Annotated in this window: 17 protein-coding genes; 8 read left to right on the top strand and 9 right to left on the bottom strand. The window is 74.5% G+C overall.

Annotated features, from left to right (window positions below):
• Positions 1 to 39: 39 nt before the first annotated feature.
• Together uvrB and ACIPXM_RS09855 are read right to left on the bottom strand one after the other, a co-directional pair.
• The gene (gene uvrB, locus ACIPXM_RS09850) at positions 40 to 2,172 is read right to left on the bottom strand and encodes an excinuclease ABC subunit UvrB (protein ID WP_401653891.1); all 2,133 of its coding nucleotides are present in this window, start codon (positions 2,170 to 2,172) and stop codon (positions 40 to 42) included.
• Between the two features lie 57 nt (positions 2,173 to 2,229).
• A complete protein-coding gene (locus tag ACIPXM_RS09855; RefSeq protein WP_401653893.1) occupies positions 2,230 to 3,141 on the bottom strand; it encodes an MHYT domain-containing protein in 912 nt (303 codons plus the stop codon).
• A gap of 167 nt (positions 3,142 to 3,308) precedes the next feature.
• Between ACIPXM_RS09855 and ACIPXM_RS09860 the strand changes: the two genes are divergently transcribed.
• On the top strand, positions 3,309 to 3,872 hold the full coding sequence (locus ACIPXM_RS09860) for a methylated-DNA--[protein]-cysteine S-methyltransferase (RefSeq protein ID WP_401653895.1): 564 nt from the start codon (positions 3,309 to 3,311) through the stop codon (positions 3,870 to 3,872).
• Positions 3,873 to 3,992: 120 nt separating this feature from the next.
• Positions 3,993 to 5,285, top strand: a complete 1,293-nt coding sequence (locus ACIPXM_RS09865; protein ID WP_401653896.1) for an MFS transporter — start codon at positions 3,993 to 3,995, stop codon at positions 5,283 to 5,285.
• Between the two features lie 93 nt (positions 5,286 to 5,378).
• Here the strand turns inward: ACIPXM_RS09865 and ACIPXM_RS09870 are convergent, their stop codons facing one another.
• Positions 5,379 to 5,735: a cupin domain-containing protein gene (locus ACIPXM_RS09870; protein ID WP_401653897.1), complete on the bottom strand. Its 357-nt coding sequence runs from the start codon at positions 5,733 to 5,735 to the stop codon at positions 5,379 to 5,381.
• Between the two features lie 300 nt (positions 5,736 to 6,035).
• Between ACIPXM_RS09870 and ACIPXM_RS09875 the strand changes: the two genes are divergently transcribed.
• Positions 6,036 to 6,944 (top strand): pseudouridine-5'-phosphate glycosidase, encoded by a 909-nt coding sequence (locus ACIPXM_RS09875; RefSeq protein WP_401653899.1) that lies wholly within the window; start codon positions 6,036 to 6,038, stop codon positions 6,942 to 6,944.
• Between the two features lie 45 nt (positions 6,945 to 6,989).
• The gene (locus ACIPXM_RS09880) at positions 6,990 to 7,856 is read left to right on the top strand and encodes a carbohydrate kinase family protein (protein WP_401653901.1); all 867 of its coding nucleotides are present in this window, start codon (positions 6,990 to 6,992) and stop codon (positions 7,854 to 7,856) included.
• Positions 7,857 to 7,887: 31 nt separating this feature from the next.
• Here the strand turns inward: ACIPXM_RS09880 and ACIPXM_RS09885 are convergent, their stop codons facing one another.
• Positions 7,888 to 8,529, bottom strand: a complete 642-nt coding sequence (locus ACIPXM_RS09885) for a uridine kinase (RefSeq protein WP_401653904.1) — start codon at positions 8,527 to 8,529, stop codon at positions 7,888 to 7,890.
• A 221-nt stretch (positions 8,530 to 8,750) separates the two neighbouring features.
• Complete coding sequence (locus tag ACIPXM_RS09890; RefSeq protein ID WP_401653906.1) at positions 8,751 to 9,374, bottom strand: winged helix-turn-helix transcriptional regulator; 624 nt, start codon at positions 9,372 to 9,374, stop codon at positions 8,751 to 8,753.
• Between the two features lie 85 nt (positions 9,375 to 9,459).
• Here ACIPXM_RS09890 and ACIPXM_RS09895 point away from each other — a divergent pair, with 85 nt between their 5' ends.
• The 3 genes from ACIPXM_RS09895 (at position 9,460) to ACIPXM_RS09905 (ending at position 11,955) form a co-directional block, all read left to right on the top strand.
• Positions 9,460 to 10,671, top strand: coding sequence for a pyridoxal phosphate-dependent aminotransferase (locus ACIPXM_RS09895; protein WP_401653908.1), 1,212 nt, complete (start codon positions 9,460 to 9,462; stop codon positions 10,669 to 10,671).
• 141 nt (positions 10,672 to 10,812) lie between these two features.
• Entirely contained in the window at positions 10,813 to 11,271 is a 459-nt protein-coding gene (locus ACIPXM_RS09900) for a hypothetical protein (protein ID WP_401653910.1), read from the top strand.
• A gap of 24 nt (positions 11,272 to 11,295) precedes the next feature.
• Positions 11,296 to 11,955, top strand: coding sequence for a DUF2293 domain-containing protein (locus tag ACIPXM_RS09905; RefSeq protein ID WP_401653912.1), 660 nt, complete (start codon positions 11,296 to 11,298; stop codon positions 11,953 to 11,955).
• Positions 11,956 to 12,084: 129 nt separating this feature from the next.
• Here the strand turns inward: ACIPXM_RS09905 and ACIPXM_RS09910 are convergent, their stop codons facing one another.
• From ACIPXM_RS09910 to ACIPXM_RS09925, 4 genes are all read right to left on the bottom strand, one after another.
• Positions 12,085 to 12,867: a chaplin gene (locus tag ACIPXM_RS09910; RefSeq protein WP_401653914.1), complete on the bottom strand. Its 783-nt coding sequence runs from the start codon at positions 12,865 to 12,867 to the stop codon at positions 12,085 to 12,087.
• Positions 12,868 to 13,203: 336 nt separating this feature from the next.
• Positions 13,204 to 13,698 carry a hypothetical protein gene (locus tag ACIPXM_RS09915; protein ID WP_401653916.1) on the bottom strand — a complete coding sequence of 165 codons (495 nt, stop codon included), beginning with the start codon at positions 13,696 to 13,698 and terminating at the stop codon, positions 13,204 to 13,206.
• A gap of 35 nt (positions 13,699 to 13,733) precedes the next feature.
• Positions 13,734 to 15,020 (bottom strand): SWIM zinc finger family protein, encoded by a 1,287-nt coding sequence (locus ACIPXM_RS09920; protein ID WP_401653918.1) that lies wholly within the window; start codon positions 15,018 to 15,020, stop codon positions 13,734 to 13,736.
• The gene (locus ACIPXM_RS09925; RefSeq protein ID WP_401654785.1) at positions 15,017 to 17,911 is read right to left on the bottom strand and encodes a DEAD/DEAH box helicase; all 2,895 of its coding nucleotides are present in this window, start codon (positions 17,909 to 17,911) and stop codon (positions 15,017 to 15,019) included. The genes ACIPXM_RS09920 and ACIPXM_RS09925 overlap by 4 nt, the downstream gene beginning before the upstream one ends.
• A gap of 227 nt (positions 17,912 to 18,138) precedes the next feature.
• Here ACIPXM_RS09925 and ACIPXM_RS09930 point away from each other — a divergent pair, with 227 nt between their 5' ends.
• A complete protein-coding gene (locus ACIPXM_RS09930; protein WP_401653920.1) occupies positions 18,139 to 18,474 on the top strand; it encodes a hypothetical protein in 336 nt (111 codons plus the stop codon).
• Positions 18,475 to 18,583 lie beyond the last annotated feature (109 nt).

An 18,583-nucleotide genomic window follows, 5' to 3' on the forward strand; every position in this document is an offset into this window, starting at 1 on the left:
CCCCGGGAACGGGACGGGCCGGTGGGGCGGCGGGGCCGGTCAGGCCATGCCCGCCTCCTTCATCTGGCGGAGCTCCTTCTTCAGTTCGGAGACCTCGTCCCGGATCCGGGCGGCGACCTCGAACTGCAGCTCGGCGGCGGCGGCCCGCATCCGCTCGGTCATCTCCTCGATGATCGAGGCGAGTTCGGTCGCGGGCCGGTCGCCGAGCTCGACGGTGGAGCCGGACTTGGCGCCCTTGCCCTTCGGCGTGTGCGCGGCGAGCGAGGGGACCGGGGCCTTGGCGCCCTTGCCCTCCTTCGCCTTGCGGTAGCCGGAGCCGAGCAGCTCCTCGGTGTCGATCTCCTCGCGCGCGATGGTCGCGACGATGTCGTTGATCTTCTTGCGCAGCGGCTGCGGGTCGATGCCGTGGGCCGTGTTGTACGCGATCTGCTTGTCGCGCCGCCGGTTGGTCTCGTCGATCGCCTGGGCCATCGCGGGCGTGATGGTGTCGGCGTACATGTGGACCTGGCCGGACACGTTGCGCGCGGCGCGGCCGATGGTCTGGATCAGCGAGGTGCCGGAGCGCAGGAAGCCCTGCTTGTCGGCGTCGAGGATGGCGACCAGGGAGACCTCGGGCAGGTCGAGGCCCTCGCGGAGCAGGTTGATGCCGACGAGCACGTCGTACTCACCGGCGCGCAGCTCGCGCAGCAGCTCGATGCGGCGCAGGGTGTCGACGTCGCTGTGCAGATAGCGGACCTGGATGCCGAGCTCCAGGAAGTAGTCCGTGAGGTCCTCGGCCATCTTCTTGGTGAGGGTGGTGACCAGGACCCGCTCGTCGCGCTCGGTGCGCAGCCGGATCTCGTGCACCAGGTCGTCGATCTGGCCCTCGGTGGGCTTGACGACGACCTCGGGGTCGACCAGGCCGGTCGGGCGGATGATCTGCTCGACGAAGCCGTCGCCTCGGGACAGCTCGTAGGTGCCGGGGGTGGCGGACAGATAGACGGTCTGGCCGATCCGCTCCTGGAACTCCTCCCACTTCAAGGGGCGGTTGTCGAGCGCGGAGGGCAGCCGGAAGCCGTGGTCGACGAGGGTCCGCTTGCGGGAGGCGTCGCCCTCGTACATGGCGCCGATCTGCGGGACGGTGACGTGCGACTCGTCGATGACCAGCAGGAAGTCCTCGGGGAAGTAGTCGAGGAGGGTGTTGGGGGGCGAGCCGGGCTCTCGGTCGTCGAAGTGCATCGAGTAGTTCTCGATGCCGGAGCAGGAGCCGATCTGGCGCATCATCTCGATGTCGTACGTGGTGCGCATCCGCAGCCGCTGGGCCTCCAGCAGCTTGCCCTGCTTCTCCAGCTCCTTCAGGCGCTGTTCCAGCTCGGCCTCGATGGCGTTGACGGCCCGCTCCATGCGCTCGGGGCCCGCGACGTAGTGGCTGGCGGGGAAGACGTACAGCTGCTCGTCGTCGCTGATGACCTCGCCGGTGAGCGGGTGCAGCGTGGACAGCGCCTCGATCTCGTCGCCGAACATCTCGATGCGGACCGCGAGCTCCTCGTACACCGGGAAGATCTCGATGGTGTCGCCGCGCACCCGGAAGGTGCCGCGGGTGAAGGCGAGGTCGTTGCGGGTGTACTGGATGTCGACGAAGCGGCGCAGCAGCCGGTCGCGGTCGATCTCGTCGCCCACCTTGAGGTCGACCATGCGGTCCACGTACTCCTGCGGGGTGCCGAGGCCGTAGATGCAGGAGACGGAGGCGACCACGATGACGTCGCGGCGGGTGAGCAGCGAGTTGGTCGCGGAGTGGCGCAGCCTCTCGACCTCCTCGTTGATGGAGGAGTCCTTCTCGATGTACGTGTCCGACTGGGGGACGTACGCCTCGGGCTGGTAGTAGTCGTAGTACGAGACGAAGTACTCCACCGCGTTGTTCGGCAGGAGCTCGCGGAACTCGTTCGCCAGCTGGGCGGCCAGGGTCTTGTTGGGCGCCATCACCAGGGTGGGGCGCTGGAGCTTCTCGATCATCCAGGCCGTCGTCGCCGACTTTCCGGTGCCGGTGGCGCCGAGCAGGACGATGTCCTTCTCTCCGGCGCGGACGCGCTTTTCGAGCTCGGCGATGGCCGCCGGCTGGTCGCCGCTCGGCTGGTAGGGACTGACGACCTCGAAGGGCGCCACCGTACGTTCGATCTTGGAAACGGGCCGCATGGAACCACCGTACGACCCGGCACTGACAACCGGGGGCCGATCGGCCGCCGGTGGGTGCTACCAGTCCTGCGAGCGGTAGGCGTGGCGCTGTGCGGAGCGGCGGCCGGAGCGGGCGGCGGGCCGGCCTGCGGACCAGTTGGCGGGCTCGCCGTGGGCGGCGGGGCCGCGGCGCGGGGCGGGCACGCCGGGGGCGCCGTGGCGGTAGCCGCCGCGCGCGCTGGGCGGCTGCCAGTCGGGCTCGCCCATGACGAGCAGCGGGTCGAACATGACCACGACGGCGGCGAGCAGCAGGAAGACGCCGGGGCCGATCAGCATGGGCAGCAGCAGCGAGGTGGCGGTGTCGCCGGCGCCGGTGCCGGGGGTGCCGTGCAGCCGGACGTCGACGCCCGCCATGGCGGTGTAGTGCATCCCGCTGACCGCGAGGCCCATGACGATGCTGGCGCCGAGGCTGGCGAGGAAGCCGTGGACGGAGACGGCGGCCCACAGGGCCGCGGTGGCGGCCACCACGGCGATGACGACGGAGAGCGCGACGGTGCGGCTGTCGTACCCGATCTGCCCGTGCAGGCGCATCCCGGCCATGCCCAGGTAGTGCATGGTGGCGACGCCGAGCCCGGTGATGGTGCCGCCGGTGACCAGGGTGAGCGTGGTGGCGCCCTTGTAGCCGACGATGAAGATGCCGATGCCGACCATGACGACGGCGACGGCGAGGCTGGCGAAGGTGATGGGCCGGTCGTAGGTGATCGGGGCCTGCCGGACGGAGAACCCCATCATCGCGATGAAGTGCATGGTCCAGATGCCGCTGCCGATCGCGGTGGCGCCGAGCGCGAGCCAGCCCGCCTTGAAGGTCTCCTGGTGCCGCAGCGACCGGGTGGTGCAGCGCAGTCCCAGGGCGCCGCCGAGGCAGGCCATGAGGAAGGCGGCCACCGGGGTGACCAGGCCGTAGCTGAATCCGTCGACCGTGCCCTGCATGAGCGTCCGTCCTCCACACCCCTGGCACCGCTGGTGCAACGTCGTCCGAAAACAGTCGGTACCGCTGAGTAGCGCTATCGGATTATGGCGTCCCTGTGGCCCGTCCGGCCACGGGGTCCGGGAATTGGCGGGACCGGTTGTCGGTGCCGGGCCGTACGGTGGCAGCCATGGGACAGGAGATGCCGGGGGCGGCCGTGGCGACGGGGCGGGTGGAGTGGGCCGTGGTGCCCAGCTCCATCGGCCCGCTGCTGCTGGCCGCGACGGACCGGGGGCTGGTGAGCGTGGTCTTCCACGCGGACGGACGGGTCCGTGAGCGGGCCCTGGAGCGGCTCGCGGCGGCGTTCGGCGGCGAGCTGGTGGAGCGCGCCGACGGCCGGCTCGCCGAGCCGATACGGCAGCTGGCGGCCTATTTCGACGGGGACCTGCGGAGCTTCGACGTCAAGCTCGACTGGACGCTGGTGACCGGATTCAACCGCCAGGTGCTGCGCGAGCTGGCCGGGTCCGTCCCGTTCGGCGCGGTCGTGGGCTACGGGGACCTGGCCCGCCGGGTGGGCCGGCCGTCGGCCGCGCAGGCGGTGGGGGCGGCGATGGGCGCCAATCCGCTGCCGGTGGTCGTGCCCTGCCACCGGGTGGTGGAGAGCGACGGCGGGATCGGCGGCTTCGGCGGCGGTCTGGAGACCAAGCGGCGGCTGCTCGCCCTGGAGGGAGTGCTGCCGGAGCCGCTGTTCTGAGCCCGGCGCACGGCCGGTGGTGCGATGCCGGTGCCCGCGCGGGCGGTACGGGCGGTGCGGCCGGTGCCGGGGTGCCCGGGCCGTGTTCCCACCTGGTGGGACGGCTGGCACTATGCGTCAGTGACCAGCACCCCTGACGCTCCTGACGCCCTGCTCTCCGGCGAGATATCCACCGGCCTCTCCGCCGCCCGGCTGCCCGCGCTGCGGCGCCGGATCCAGGCGGTGCTGATCGGCACCCAGATCCTCGGCGGGCTGGGCATCGCCACCGGTGTGGCGCTCGCCGCCGTGCTCGCCAAGGACGTCAGCGGTACGGAGGCGATGTCGGGTCTCGCGTCGACGGCCACGGTCGCCGGGCCCGCGCTGCTCGCGATGCCGCTGGCCTCGCTGATGGCCCGGCGCGGCCGGCGGGCCGGTCTGGTGCTCGCGTATCTGGTCGGCGCGGTCGGCGCCTGTGTCGCGGTGCTCGGCGCGGTGGCCGACAGCTTCCCGCTGCTGCTGCTCGGCCTGGTCGGGTTCGGCGCGGGCTCCTCGGCCAATCTCGCCGCCCGGTTCGCGGCGGCGGACCTCGCCGAGCCGGACCGGCGGGCCCGGGCCATCTCCACGGTGGTCTGGGCGACCACGGTCGGCGCGGTGCTCGGCCCGAACATCGCCGCCCCCGCCGGGGAGAGCGTCGCCGGGTTCGGCATCCCGGCCACGGCGGGACCGTTCGTCTGGGCGGCCGGGGTGTTCGTCGTCGCCGCCGTGATGGTGGCGGTGCTGCTGCGGCCCGACCCGCTGCTCACCGCCCGCGCGCTCGCCGGACCCGAGGAGGCCACGGGGGCCGCCGGGCGCTCGCTGCGGGCCGGTCTCACCGCGGTGCGGGAGTCCACCCGGGCCCGGATCGCCCTGGTGACGGTGGCGTGCTCGCACACCGCGATGGTGTCGATCATGTCGATGACCCCGGTGCACCTCACCCACCACGGCGCGGACATCCGGCTGATCGGTCTGGTGATCAGCGGCCACATCGCGGGCATGTACGCGTTCTCGCCGCTGATGGGCTGGCTCGCGGACCGGCTCGGCCGGCTGTCGGTGATCGGCCTCGCGGTGGCGCTGATCGCCACCGCGGCGCTGCTCGCCGGTACGGCGGGCCCGAGCCACGGGCAGACCGCGCTCGGCCTCTTCGTGCTCGGTCTCGGCTGGTCGGCGGGCCTGGTCTCGGGCTCCGCGCTGCTCACGGACTCCGTCCCGCAGGCGGCCCGGGCCGCCGTACAGGGCCTCTCCGACACCATCATGAACACGGCGGCCGGTCTCGGCGGCCTCGTCGCGGGACTGATCGTCTCGCAGGTGGGCTACGGCTGGCTGAACGTGGTGGGCGCCTGCCTGCTGGTGCCGATGACGCTGCTGGTGCTGCGCGGCGCGGTGCGCCGGGCCTGAACCCGGCGGCGCGGCGGCCGGGCGGAGGGCCGGGATCCGCCCTCCCGTACGCCCGTACGCCCGCCCCTCCCGTACCCCGGGGCCCCCGAGACCTCAGAGGCTGATGTGGTACGCCTTGCGCAGCGTCTCGTGGACCGTCCAGGTGGTGCGGTCGCCCTCGCGCAGCACGCACGCGTCACCGGGCCCGACCTCCAGGGTCTCGCCGCCCTCGACCTCGACGGTGGCCCGGCCGCTGACGACGACGAACAGCTCGTTCGCCTCGGTGTCGGTGACGACGCCGGGGGTGATCTGCCAGATGCCCCGGATCTGCTTGCCGTCGGCGGACTCCCACAGCACCTTGCCGGTCACCTCGGGGGTGCCGGAGACGATCTGGGCCGGGTCGAGCGGGTCGGGCTCGAGCTCGGCGTCGGGGATGTGGACGGCGAAGGAGGGCTGTGCGTAAGTCGTCATGGCCGGTGACTGTAGCGGGGTCCCGGCGCGTTCCCACCGCCGGGACGGTATGGACCCGCACCTTCCGTTTCCTGCTCCGACCAGCGGGTTCTTCGGACCGGCCGGCGCGACGGAATCCGCAGCGGGGGTTTGCCGCGCGGGCGCGCGCCGGGGTGCGCCCCGGGGCCCCCGGCGTACCGGACGCGGCACCGATTCCGTACCCGCTCCCCCACCGGGTGCGGACCGGCCGACTCCCGGCGCGCGTCGGCCGATGTACGGCGCCGAGGTTTGCGCCGCGGACGGCCGCGCCAGAGATCCAGCATGTCCACACAGGTGTCCGAAGAGGTCAGGGAAGCCCTCCACGAGGGGCGGCCCGTCGTCGCGCTCGAGTCGACGATCATCGCGCACGGCCTGCCGCGCCCCCGCAATCTGAAGGTCGCCCAGGAGCTGGAGGACCTGGTGCGGGAGGGCGGCGCGGTGCCCGCCACCATCGCGGTCCTCGACGGGGTGGCCCGGGTCGGGCTCGACCCGGCCGCACTGGCCCGGATCGCCGAGGACCCCTCGGTGCGCAAGCTGGGCCAGCGTGATCTGGCGCCCGCGCTCGCGGCCGGGGTGTCGGGCGCGACGACGGTCTCGGCGACGACGTGGCTGGCCGACGCCGTCGGCATCCGGATCTTCGCGACCGGCGGCCTCGGCGGGGTGCACCGGGAGTGGGCCGAGACCCAGGACGAGTCGGCGGACCTGCGGCTGCTCGCCCAGGTCGGCGTCACGGTGGTGTGCGCGGGCGTGAAGTCGATCCTGGACGTCCCGGCGACGTTGCAGCGCCTGGAGACGCTGGGCGTGACGGTCGTCGGCTACGGCACGGACATGTTCCCCGGTTTCTACCTGAGTTCGTCGGGCGAGGGCGTCGACTGGACGGTGCGGACCCCGGCGGGCGTGGCCGCGCTGATGCGCGCCCAGGACGAGCTGGGCGGGCCGTGCGCGGCGCTCGTGGTGGGCAACCCGGTGCCGCGCGAGCGCCAGCTGGACCCGGCGCTGCACGACCGGGTGCTGGCGGCGGGGCTGGCGGCGGCGCGCGAGAAGAGCATCACGGGGCAGGCGGTGACCCCGTTCCTGCTGGAATATCTGACGGTGCACACGGAAGGGGCGTCCCTGGAGGCGAACCTGGCGGCGGTACGGGGCAATGTGCTGCTCGCGGCACGGGTCGCCGCCGCCTACCACGGCGGCTGAGCCGTGGCCCCGGGATCGCCGGCCTCTGCGCGGGAGGCGCTGCTCGTGGTGGGTGACGTGGTCACGGACGTGGTGGCCCGGCACGCGGAGCCGCTGGCGCCCGCCACCGACACGGCGGCCCTGATCCGGACCCTGCCGGGCGGGGCGGGAGCCAATGTGGCGTGCTGGGCGGCGTGTTCGGGCGACGCGGAGGTACGGCTGCTCGCCCGGGTGGGCGTGGACGCGGCGGCCTGGCACGAGCGGGCGCTGCGGGCGGCCGGGGTGCGGCCCACCCTGGTGCCGGACCCCGAGGTGCCGACGGCGACGGTGATCGCGCTGGTCGGCGCGGACGCGGAGCGCACGTTCCTGACGGACAGCGGGGCGGCGCTGCGGCTCGCGCCGGGCGACTGGTCGCCGCGGCTGCTCGACGGGGTCGGCCGGGTGCATCTGTCCGGCTACCTGTTCTTCGCCGACCGCAGCCGCGCGACGGCCGCCGTGGTGCTGCGCGACGCGTGCGCGGCGGGCGTCCCGGTGAGCGTGGACCCGGCGTCGGCGGGTTTTCTGCGGGAGCTGGGCCCCGATCTGTTCCTGGCGGCGGCGCACGGCGCGGACTGTCTGCTGCCCAACGCCGACGAGGCGTGTCTGCTGACCGGGCTCGCCGATCCGGCGGACGCGGCCGTCGCCCTCAGCGACCGCTTCCCGCTGGTCGCGGTCACCCTGGGCCCGGCGGGCGCGGTGGTGGCATCGCGCGGCCGGCTGCTGGCGCGCGTCCCGGCCCCGGCCGCGCGCCCCGTCGACACCACCGGCGCGGGCGACGCGTTCACCGGTGCCTTCCTCACCACCCTGTTGTCCGGCGCCTCACCGGGCGCCGCGGCCCTGGCGGGCTGCCGGGCGGGCGCGGCGGCGGTGACCCGCACCGGCGGGCGGCCCTGAGCCCTGCCCGTACACCCCACGCCCACCCCGCCTAGGAGCGGAATCCCGTCCAGGCGGGCCGCCGGGGGTCGTCCGCGCGGACGGTGGTGTCGGCGGTGCCCGCCGGGTCGGTCTCCGTCGTGTACCGGGCGAAGGCCGGGAGGGTCCAGGGCTCGGCGGTGCGGCGGGCGAGCGCGGCCGGGGAGAGGTGGAGGTGGGCCGTGAGGTCGAAGGGGAACCAGTGGCCCAGCAGGAACGGGCCGTGCACGATCAGCACGCCGCCGGGCGGGAGCGGGACGGCCGGGCTGCGGGTGGCGCGGTCGGTGACCGGGTTCCAGAGGTCGGGCAGCACCCGGCCGGTGCCGTCGGGCGCGAGCGGCCCGAACACCTCGCGCCACAGCGCGCCGGTGTCGTACCAGCCGCTGTAGTACGCGTCCGGGTCCTGCTTGCCGTACTCGAAGCGCAGCGAGGCGGGCCGCAGGAAGCCGTCGGTCGCGACGGTCAGGACCGGCCGCCCGCGGCCGCGGAGGACGTCGGCGATCCGCTCGGCGAACTCCGCGCAGGGCGCGGCGGGCGCGCCGTCGACGCCGAGCTTGAGCCGGTCGCCGCCGTCCGCCGCCGCCGGGCCGGTCGCTTCGAGGCGGTCGGCCACGGCCTCGGCCAGCCGCTGCCAGCTGATCGGTTCGAATCGCATCGACGGGTCCCCTCGGTCGCTCCCCGCCCATCCTGCCGTACGGCGGTCACCGGCCCGGGTTCACCGTACGGCGGTCAGCGCTTCGCCCCGCCCGCCGCGCAGGCCGGGGCGGGCTCGTCCACCGAGAGCGGCGCGCCCTTGGGCAGCAGATAGGCCACGTGGAGCACAACCGGCTCCTGTCGTCCTTGGGCGGTTGGCGGCATCCGACGCCTGTTTCGGGCTCACTGCGCCATGGCCACCCGGCCCGTCTCGACGGCCTCGGTCAGGCCCAGTTCGCCGTCCGCGAGCGCCCGGCAGGTCGCCACGTCCGTGCGCAGCCGCACCTCGGCGTCGGCGGCCGGGCCTTCCGCGTAGCCGAACCGCCCGTCCGCCCCGGCCCGTACGTGGAACTCGCCCTCGTCCAGGGTCACCTGGACCACCTTCGCGCCGAGTCCGGCGAGCGCGTCGAGCAGCGGTACGGCGAACCAGTGGGCCCGTACGGCGTCCGTCGGCCGGGTCTCGCCGAGTTCGGGCGCGCCCCAGGCGGCGAGGGCCCGCAGCACCGGCAGCAGTTCGCGGCCGCGGTCGGTGAGCTCGTACACGTACGCCGGGACGGGTGGCGGCAGTTTGCGCCGGGTGACCAGGGCGGCGGCCTCCATGTCCTTGAGGCGGCCCGCGAGCATGTCGGTGCTGACGCCGGGCAGGTCGGCGTGCAGGTCGGTGTAGCGGCGCGGCCCGGCGAGGAGTTCGCGGACGATCAGCAGGGTCCACCGGTCGCCGACGGCGTCGAGGGCGCGGGCGGTCGCGCAGTACTGGTCGTAACTCCGGCGGCGGGCCGGACGCGGTGGGCGTGACTCACGGGGCATGCGACGCAGTCTAGACATGGTGTTGGACTTTCCAAGCTCACACTTGGTAAAACCAAGCATCAACACTTCTGGGGAGGTCGGGCACATGGAGTTCCGGCAGTCGAGCAAGCTGAACGATGTCTGCTACGAGATCCGCGGACCGGTCATCGAGCAGGCGAACGCCCTGGAGGAGGCGGGCCACAGCGTCCTGCGTCTGAACACCGGCAATCCCGCGCTGTTCGGCTTCGAGGCGCCCGAGGAGATCGTCCAGGACATGATCCGGATGCTCCCCAAGGCGCACGGCTACACCGACTCGCGCGGCATCCTGTCCGCCCGCCGCGCCGTCGCCCAGCGCTGCCAGTCGATGGGCCTGCCGGACGTCGACGTCGACGACATCTACCTCGGCAACGGCGTGTCCGAGCTGGTCTCGATGGCCGTCCAGGCCCTCCTGGAGAACGGCGACGAGGTCCTCGTACCGGCCCCGGACTACCCGCTGTGGACCGCCGTCACCACCCTCGCGGGCGGCAGGGCCGTGCACTACCTGTGCGACGAGTCCAACGGCTGGTACCCCGACCTCGACGACATGGCCGCGAAGATCACCGACCGCACCCGCGCGGTCCTGATCATCAACCCCAACAACCCGACCGGCGCGGTCTACCCGAAGGAGGTCCTGGAAGGCATCCTGGACCTCGCCCGCCGCCACGGCCTGCTGGTCTTCGCCGACGAGATCTACGACCAGATCGTCTACGACGACACCGTCCACCACCCGGTCGCCTCGCTCGCCCCCGACCTGGTCGTGCTCACCTTCGGCGGCCTCTCCAAGACCTACCGGGTGGCCGGCTTCCGCTCCGGCTGGCTGGTCGTCACCGGCCCCAAGGAGCACGCCCGGAGCTATCTGGAGGGCATGACCATGCTGGCCTCCATGCGGCTGTGCCCCAACGCGCCCGCGCAGTACGCCATCCAGGCCGCGCTCGGCGGACGGCAGTCGATCCATGAACTCACCGCCCCCGGCGGGCGGCTGCGCGAGCAGCGCGACCTCGCCTGGCAGAAGCTCAACGAGATCCCCGGTGTCAGCTGCGTCAAACCGCAGGGCGCGCTCTACGCCTTCCCGCGCCTCGACCCGGCGGTCTACCCGATCCACGACGACGAGCGTTTCGTGCTCGACCTGCTGCTCCGGGAGAAGATCCAGGTCGTCCAGGGCACCGGCTTCAACTGGCCGCGCCCGGACCACTTCCGGATCCTCACCCTGCCGTACGCGGACGACCTCGACGCCGCCATCAGCCGGATCGGGCGCTTCCTGAGCGGCTACCGGCAGTAGGCGACGGGCCGTCGGCGGTGGGCCGTCAGGGGCGGGCAGCGGTACGGGTGGCCCCTCGGCCGCCGATTCCCGTGCTGCTGCGATGATCTGACGGATCTTCCGGAGCCGCCGGAGGGCAGCGCCGAGGGGAGCGCACCGGCCATGGACGCCGCACTCATAGCCGTCATCGGAACCCTGCTGGGTGCGGTGGCCACCCACTGGTTCCAGGGCCGTGCCACCGAGCGCACGGCCTCGCTCGCCAGGACCGAGCAGCTGCGGCAGGAACGGATCGCGACCTACAGCGCCTTCGCGGGCGCCGTGGTCGACTACCGGCAGAGCCAGAACGACCGCTGGTTCCGGGCCCGGCTCGAACCGGGCTCCGAGGAGGCCGAGCAGTCCCGGCACGCCTCCTACCGGCAGCGCACCGCCGCCCGCCAGGCGCTGTTCCGGGTCCAGCTGATCTGCGACGAACCGGCCACCCGGCGGCTCGCCGAAGCCGCGTTCGAGTCGACCCACTGCATGCACGAGGCCGGGGACGACGAGGAGCGGACGCTGCGCTCGGAGGAGGCGAAGGCCGCCCTCGCCGAGTTCATCGAGGCGGCCGCGCCGAGCGTGCGCTGAGAGGCGGGCGGGTAGGAACCCGTCGTGGATCTCGTCGCCCCCGTCGTGGTCGAACCGCTCCGGCGGCGCCGCTGCTCGGAGTGCCGCCAGGGGCCGATGCAGCGGATGATCGTCGAGTTCAACGCACTGGTCTGCCTGGACTGCGCCGACCTCGGCCATCTCGTCTTCCTGCGCCGCGGTGACACCGCCCTCACCCGCCGGGCCCGGGAGGGCAGTTCGCTGTGGGCGGTGGTGGTACGGCACAACCGGCGGCGCACCCGGTACGAGCGCCAGGGCCTGCTCGTGGAGGAGGCGGCGCTCGTCCGGGCCGAGGCCGCCTGCCTGGCGGACGCCGAGGCGCGGGCCCGCCGCCGGGCCCGGGACGCGGCGCGCCGGGCCGAGCGGGACTCGGCGGTCACGGCCGCCCTGGAGGCGGAGATCCTGCGGCTGTTCCCCGGCTGCCCGGCCGAGCGCGCGACCGCGATCGCGGTGCACGCCTCGGCGAAGGGCAGCGGCCGGGTCGGCCGGACGGCGGCCGGCCGGGCCCTCGACACGGGTGCGGTCACGGCCGCGGTGCGGGCCGCCGTGCGCCATGTCGACACCGACTACGACACGCTCCTGATGACCGGGGTGCCCCGGCACCAGGCCAGGGCGCGGATCGCACCCGCCATGGAGGCGGTGCTGCGGTCCTGGCGGGCGGCCTGAGCGGCGGTCCGGTGACCTGGCGATCCCGGCGATCCCGGTGGGCGGCCAGGGCGGCGGGCGCGGTGGAGCCGGGGCGCCGTGGGCGGCGGAGGGGTCCGGTCGGATCCGGTCAGGTCGGATCCGGTCGGGTCAGCTCTGGCCGTCCGCCGAGGCGCGGCGGGCCCGCCGGTAGAGCAGCGCGCCGCCGAGGAGGAACGCGGCGCTGGCCGACGCGGCGTAGCCCATGGACTCCGCTCCGGTGCTGGCCAGGGCGACCGAGTCGGCCTGCGGCGCCGGGGCGGGCGGCAGCGTCCGGGTGCTCGGCTTGGGCGGCAGGTTGCGGACCGGGGTCGGCGGGTGCGGGGTCGGCGGCTGGGGGTGCTCGCACTCCTCCTCGGGCGTCGACTCGTTGACCGCGGTGTTGCCGATGGCGGGGTTGCCGACGCCGACGACGTTCACCGAGTTGCCGCTGACGTTGACCGGGAGGTCGATCGGCAGCTGGAGGCCGTTGCCGGAGAGCAGGCCGGGGGAACCGGCGGTCTGGCTCTGCGCGGTGGCGCCGCCGCCGTTGTGCCCGCCGCCGTGCCCACCACGGGTGCCGCCGTCGGAGGAACCGGCGCGCGGGGTGCCCGGCAGGTCCTTGTGGGACGGGCCGCCGTCGCGGACTCCGGAGTCGTGCCGGGACTCGGCGGAGCGGTTGGCACAGCTGTTGCCTGCTGCCGGGTTGAGCAGTCCGACCACGCTGACGGTGTTCCCGCAGAGGTTCGCGGGCACGTGCACCGGCAGCTGGATCGTGTTGCCCGAGCCCACGCCCGGCGAACCGGCCGCGACGCCCTGCGCGCCGGAGTCGGCGTGCGCGGCGCCCGCCGACAGCGCGAGCGCGCCACCGGTGACCAACAGTGTGGCCAGACCACTTCGGCGAATCTGCCTCATGGCTTCCTGCCTTCCGGATGTCTTCACGGGCCCTCGCCCGTACCCGAAATAACGCCATCCGGGATGCGGCCGGATCCGACGACCGTCGTCTTTCACTCCATCGAGGGAGTGTGGCGCGGCCGATCATGTCCCGACCTCGGGTGTTTCCGGCGCCTCGCCCGACCCCTCACGGGGTCCGGTGGACCCGGCGTCGACGCAGGTCACAGCGTCGAACTCCCTTTACACGGAAGAAAGTTGAGCATTCTCCCACAGGGTGGAGGGGTGATCGGGAACGGCCGGACCTCTGGGCCGTACGGGGGACGGCCGGGTGCGGCCCGGGGCGGGCCGGATGTTCGGTCAGATGTCCGACGGGGCGCCGGAGCCGGGGGCCGCCCTGGGGCCGTCGGTGCGGGTGTGGTGGATGTGACCCCGGTGGACGATGCCGACCTGGAGGGCGATGTCGAAGGACCCGTTCTCGATGGTGTTGTTGATGATGGTGGTCTGCGGCGCGGCGGACGCGCCCGGCTCGCCCGCCAGCTCGGCGAGGATGCCGCGCAACTCGGTGGCGGCCTCGGGGTCGGCGCGCAGCGTGCGGCGCATCCGGGAGCGCCATTCGGCCCTGGCCTCGTCCCGCGCCTCCGCGGTGGCGTCCTCGTCGCCGGTGCGCTCGGCCTGGAGCAGTTCCTCGCGTACGGCGTCGAGTTCGGCGCCGACGGCCGCCTCGTCACTCCCGGACCGGGCGGCGAAGAACGCGGCGACCCGGGTGCGGACCCGCTCCCAGCCGTCGCCGACCATCTGCTGGACGAGCGCGGTCGCCCCCGTCGTCGCCAGTGCCACCAACTCGGCTTCCACCGGGCCCCCTTCGCCGTGCGGACGTCTCCCCCAGCCTATCGGTCGGCTCCCCCGAGCAGGTCGGTGATCACGCCGACCGGGTCGGCGTCCGGGGTGCCGCGGGGCCACCAGTCCTCGCGGTCGGGGTCCGACTCGTAGCCGTACCAGAGGCCGTCGCGGCCGAAGCGGAGCTGTAGCGAGCGGGTGGAGAGCCGGTTGCGCCAGGGGCGGAAGGCGGGCAGGTCGGCGGCGAGCAGGGCGGGTCTGGCCCGGTCGAAGGGACCGGCGGGCGGGTCCCACGGTTCTTCGAGCACGGCGAGCCCGGTGGTGCCGCCCTGCCGCCAGGCGGCGACGGCGCGGGCCAGATCGGTGGAGGTGCGGTCCAGGGCGTGGGCGAGGTCGCGGTAGAGCGCGCGGGTGGCTGCGGTGAGCCCGGAGCCGGGGTGCGCGGCGGCCAGCCGGACGGCGTCCTGCCAGGGGGTGAGGGCGGCGACCGGGTCGTGTCCGGTGCTGAGGAAGGTGTGGGCGCGGGCGGCGGCCTCCCCGGCGAGCAGGTCGAGCGCGAGCGGGTCGGGCGCCTCGGGGTCGGCCGGGAAGACGGCGGGACGGCCCGGCCGGTCGGGGGCGGGGAACGGCGGTGGCAACGGCGGCAGGGTGTGCCCGGTGGTCGGGGCGAGCACGGTGCGGGCCGGGACGGTGGGGATCGCGGGGGCGGCGGTGGCGCCCTCGGCGGCGGAACGGGCGGCGTTGCGCCGGGTGAGCTCGGCGAGCAGCTCCTGCTCGCCGCGGCCGCGCATCAGGAAGAGGACGAACGGGTCCTCGTCGAGGAGCCGGGCCGACTGGTAGCAGAGCGCGGCGGCGTGCTTGCAGGGGAAGCCGTCGTCGGGGCAGGAGCAGTCGGGGACCAGGTCGCCGGGGGCGGGCAGCAGCCCGGTGACGGCCTCCAGGGCGTGCGGCACGTCCTTGTCGAGGAGGGCCGCGATGTGCTCGGGCCGGGCGGCGGCCTCGTCGAGGAACCGCTCCCAGTCGTCGTCGCCGAGGGTCCGCAGCCGGATCTCGGTGCGGTACGGCCGGGGGCGGCTGCCGTGCACATAGGCGGTGACCCGGCCGGGGGTGACGGTGATCGCGTCCACATGGCCGCGCTGGGCGTACGCCTTGCCGCGGGCGAGCCGGGCCGGGTCGAGGGCGGTGTCCTCCAGGGCGTCGACCCAGGCGTTGCCCCACCAGGTGGCGGCGAAGCGGCCGTCGGGGGCCTGGCGCGGGGCGAGCCGGGGGAAGCCGCGCCGCCGGTCGTCGTGCCGGGGCAGCGCGGTGGGGCGGGGGCGGGCGGGGAGGCGGCTCATCCGGGCCTCCTCAGGGACACCAGGTCGGCGAGCTCGCGGTCGGTGAGCTCGGTGAGGGCGGCCTCGCCGGAGCCGAGGACGGCGTCGGCGAGGGCCCGCTTGGCGCGCAGCATCTCGGCGATGCGGTCCTCGACGGTGCCTTCGGCGATCAGCCGGTGGACCTGGACCGGCTGGGTCTGGCCGATCCGGTAGGCGCGGTCGGTGGCCTGCTCCTCGACGGCCGGGTTCCACCAGCGGTCGTAGTGCACGACATGGCCGGCCCGGGTGAGGTTGAGGCCGGTGCCCGCGGCCTTCAGGGAGAGCAGGAAGACCGGCACCTCGCCGTCCTGGAAGCGGTCGACCATCCGCTCGCGCTCGGGCACCGGGGTGCCGCCGTGCAGGAGCTGGGTGGGGACGCCCCGGGCGGCCAGATGGGCCTCCAGGAGCCGGGCCATCGACACGTACTGGGTGAAGACCAGGACGGCGCCGTCCTCGGCGAGGATCGTGTCGAGGAGCTCGTCGAGGAGGGCGAGCTTCCCCGAGCGGCCGGCCAGCCGCACCCGGCCGGTCGCCGCGCGGGCGCCGGAGCCCGGGGCGCCTTCCTTCAGGTAGAGGGCGGGGTGGTCGCAGATCTGCTTGAGGGAGGTGAGCAGCTTCATGACGAGCCCGCGCCGGGCCATGCCCTCGGCGCCCTCGATCCGGGCCATCGTCTCGCGGACCACCGCCTCGTAGAGCGATGCCTGTTCGCGGGTGAGCGGCACGGGGTGGTCGGACTCGGTCTTGGGCGGCAGTTCGGGGACGATGCCGGGGTCGGACTTGCGGCGGCGCAGCAGGAACGGCCGGACGAGCCGGGCCAGTCGCTCGACGGCCTCCTCGTTGCCGATCTCCTCGTTGTTCTCCACGGCGCGGGCGTGCCGGGAGCGGAATGCCTTGAGCGGGCCGAGCAGGCCGGGGGTGGTCCAGTCGAGCAGCGCCCACAGCTCGGAGAGGTTGTTCTCGACGGGGGTGCCGGTGAGCGCGACGCGGGCGGGCGCGGGGACTTCGCGCAGTGCCTTGGCGGTGGCCGAGAAGGGGTTCTTCACGTGCTGGGCCTCGTCGGCGACGAGCAGGCCCCAGCGCTGGGCGGCGAGCACGGGCGTGCTGGTGCGCAGGGTGCCGTAGGTGGTGAGGACGAAGCCGCCGTCGAGTCCGGCGAGGGTGCGGTCGGGTCCGTGGAAGCGGCGGACGGGGACGCCGGGGGCGAAGCGCTGGATCTCCCGCTGCCAGTTGCCGAGCAGCGAGGCGGGGCAGACGACGAGGGTGGGGGCGGGGCGGGCGCGGCGCAGGTGGAGGGCGATGAGGGTGACGGTCTTGCCGAGTCCCATGTCGTCGGCGAGGCAGCCGCCGAGGCCGAGCGAGGTCATCAGGTCGAGCCAGGCCAGGCCGCGGAGCTGGTAGTCGCGCAGGGTGGCGTCGAGGCCGGGCGGGGGCGGCAGGTCCTCGGGTCCTGCGAGCAGCCGGTCCCGGAGGGTGGCGAGGGCGCCGACCGGGACGGCGGGGACGGTCTGTCCGTCGACCTCGGCGGTGCCGGTGAGGGCGGCGGCGAGGGCGTCGACGGGCTGGAGCAGGCCGAGTTCGCGCTTGCGGACCTTGCGGACGAGGTCGGGGTCGACGACCACCCATTGGTCGCGGAGCCGGACGACGGGGCGGTGGGCCTCGGCGAGGGCGTCCATCTCCCGGCTGGTGAGGGGGTCGCCGTCGAGCGCGACCTGCCAGTCGAAGCGGAGCAGTTCGTCGCTGTCGAAGAAGGTGGTGCCGTCGGTGGCGGAGCCGGGTGCGGGGCGGACGACGGCGGCCGCGGTGAGCGAGCGGACCAGGTCGCGGGGCCAGTGCACGGTGACCCCGGCGTCGGCGAGCCGGGTGGCGGCGGGGCCGAGGAGCTCGTACAGCTCGTCCTCGGTGACGGACAGGACGTCGGGCACGTCCCGTTCGAGCAGGCGGCCGAGGGGCGGCCAGACCCGGGCGGCGCGGCGCAGCGCGACGACGGCGTCGATGCGGGCGCGCGGTCCGAAGGGTTCGTCGCCGTCCCCGGACCAGAGGGCGGCGGCGTCGATGACGAGGGTGGGGTCGGCGAGGCTGTGCACCTGGAGCAGGGCGGCCGCGGCCTGCCGCTCCGTGCCGTCGAGGGCGTCGGACTCGGCGGCGGTGTCGAACAGCTCGAAGGCGGACAGGTCGAGCCGGAGCGAGACGCGGACCCCGGCGTCCATCCCGGCGGCGGCCTCGGCGGCCCAGGCGCGGGCGCGGGGCAGCCGGCTGGGCTCGCGGGCGGCGAACGGCGCCCCGGCCGCGTGGGGCGCGGCGGGGGTGCGGGGCAGGGTGTCGGCGACGGCGTCGAGGAAGGCGCGGACCAGTGCCTCGGGCTCGGGCAGCCGGAGCGGGCCGGTCCCGGCGACGGGCGTGGCGTGTGCCTCGGGCGGCATGGCGGCGGCGACGGCCCGCAGATGGGCGATGTCGTCGGCGTCGAGAGGTCCGGCCCGCCAGGCGTCCTGGTCGTCGGCGGTGAGGCCGGGAAGCAGCCGGCCGCGGGCGATCAGGTGCAGGGCGTGCAGGGCGGCGGCGCCCCAGCAGGCGGTCGCGGGGTGCGCGGCGGGGTGGTGGCGGGCGGCGACCAGGTGGGGCAGGGCGTCGACGACGGGCAGCAGCACGGCGGGCACGGTCCTGGCGCGGGCGCCGGTGCCGTGCCGCCGGGCGACGGTGAGCTCGCCGCGCTCGGCGGACCCCGGCAGTCCCGGGCCGCCGGGCTCGCCGGTGCGGTCGCCGGGCAGCGGCCCGCCGTCCGGTGACCAGAGCGCGACCCGGCCGTCGCGGGGCAGCTCGGCGGGCAGGAAGACCGCGGCGCAGCCGGGGAAGACACTGACCGCGGGGGTGGTCATGGCGGTGGTCACGGTGCCGCTCACGCTGTCTGTCACCTCCTGCTCCTGCTCCGGTCCCGGGACGGTCATGTCCCTGGATCTACGACCTTACGGGTGGGGTCTGACAACGGCCGGGTGCGGCGCCTCCCCCGGGCGGCCCAACAGAACATGACAGCCGGTCCGGGAGGCGGCAGGGTGGCGGGGAACCGGCTTCGGCCACCGTCGCCCGACAGACGAGGAATCCCGCCATGTCCCTTCACCGGCGTCTCGCCATCGCCACCGGGGCGAGCCTGCTCGCGCTGTCCGTCGCGGGCTGTTCCGGCCTCGGCCGCAGCGCGGTGGGCGTGCTCTCGTACGAGACCGGGCACGAGGTCGCGGTGGCGGTGACCAGTCCCTCGGTGAAGGGCTGCCACAAGCTGGCTCCGGCGGGCGCCACGAAGGTGGAGAACGGAACCCTTGTGGACGTCGTGCTGTACCGGACGCGGGACTGCCGGGGCGAGGAGCCGACGTACCTGCCGAGCAAGACGTCGAACCAGATCGCGCCGGAGGCGCTGCCCTGGCGCAGCTACACCGTCGTGCACTGACCGGCGGGGCCCGCGGTGGACACGGGCAGGGGCGTGGGTGAGGCCGCCGGGGCTTTCCGGAACCGGCGGTCCGGGTGGATCCTGGGAGGTGGACCCGAGGGGACCCGCC

This window comes from Streptomyces sp. NPDC090025 (assembly GCF_044748125.1).
Lineage (GTDB): Bacteria > Actinomycetota > Actinomycetes > Streptomycetales > Streptomycetaceae > Streptomyces.

Bases quoted from the DNA above. Each gene is read 5' to 3' on its own strand.
- uvrB (WP_401653891.1), bottom strand. From the start codon at position 2,172: ATGCGGCCCGTTTCCAAGATCGAACGTACGGTGGCGCCCTTCGAGGTC.
- ACIPXM_RS09855 (WP_401653893.1), bottom strand. From the start codon at position 3,141: ATGCAGGGCACGGTCGACGGATTCAGCTACGGCCTGGTCACCCCGGTG.
- ACIPXM_RS09860 (WP_401653895.1), top strand. From the start codon at position 3,309: ATGGGACAGGAGATGCCGGGGGCGGCCGTGGCGACGGGGCGGGTGGAG.
- ACIPXM_RS09870 (WP_401653897.1), bottom strand. From the start codon at position 5,735: ATGACGACTTACGCACAGCCCTCCTTCGCCGTCCACATCCCCGACGCC.
- ACIPXM_RS09875 (WP_401653899.1), top strand. From the start codon at position 6,036: ATGTCCACACAGGTGTCCGAAGAGGTCAGGGAAGCCCTCCACGAGGGG.
- ACIPXM_RS09885 (WP_401653904.1), bottom strand. From the start codon at position 8,529: ATGCGATTCGAACCGATCAGCTGGCAGCGGCTGGCCGAGGCCGTGGCC.
- ACIPXM_RS09890 (WP_401653906.1), bottom strand. From the start codon at position 9,374: ATGCCCCGTGAGTCACGCCCACCGCGTCCGGCCCGCCGCCGGAGTTAC.
- ACIPXM_RS09895 (WP_401653908.1), top strand. From the start codon at position 9,460: ATGGAGTTCCGGCAGTCGAGCAAGCTGAACGATGTCTGCTACGAGATC.
- ACIPXM_RS09900 (WP_401653910.1), top strand. From the start codon at position 10,813: ATGGACGCCGCACTCATAGCCGTCATCGGAACCCTGCTGGGTGCGGTG.
- ACIPXM_RS09910 (WP_401653914.1), bottom strand. From the start codon at position 12,867: ATGAGGCAGATTCGCCGAAGTGGTCTGGCCACACTGTTGGTCACCGGT.
- ACIPXM_RS09920 (WP_401653918.1), bottom strand. From the start codon at position 15,020: ATGAGCCGCCTCCCCGCCCGCCCCCGCCCCACCGCGCTGCCCCGGCAC.
- ACIPXM_RS09925 (WP_401654785.1), bottom strand. From the start codon at position 17,911: ATGACCACCCCCGCGGTCAGTGTCTTCCCCGGCTGCGCCGCGGTCTTC.
- ACIPXM_RS09930 (WP_401653920.1), top strand. From the start codon at position 18,139: ATGTCCCTTCACCGGCGTCTCGCCATCGCCACCGGGGCGAGCCTGCTC.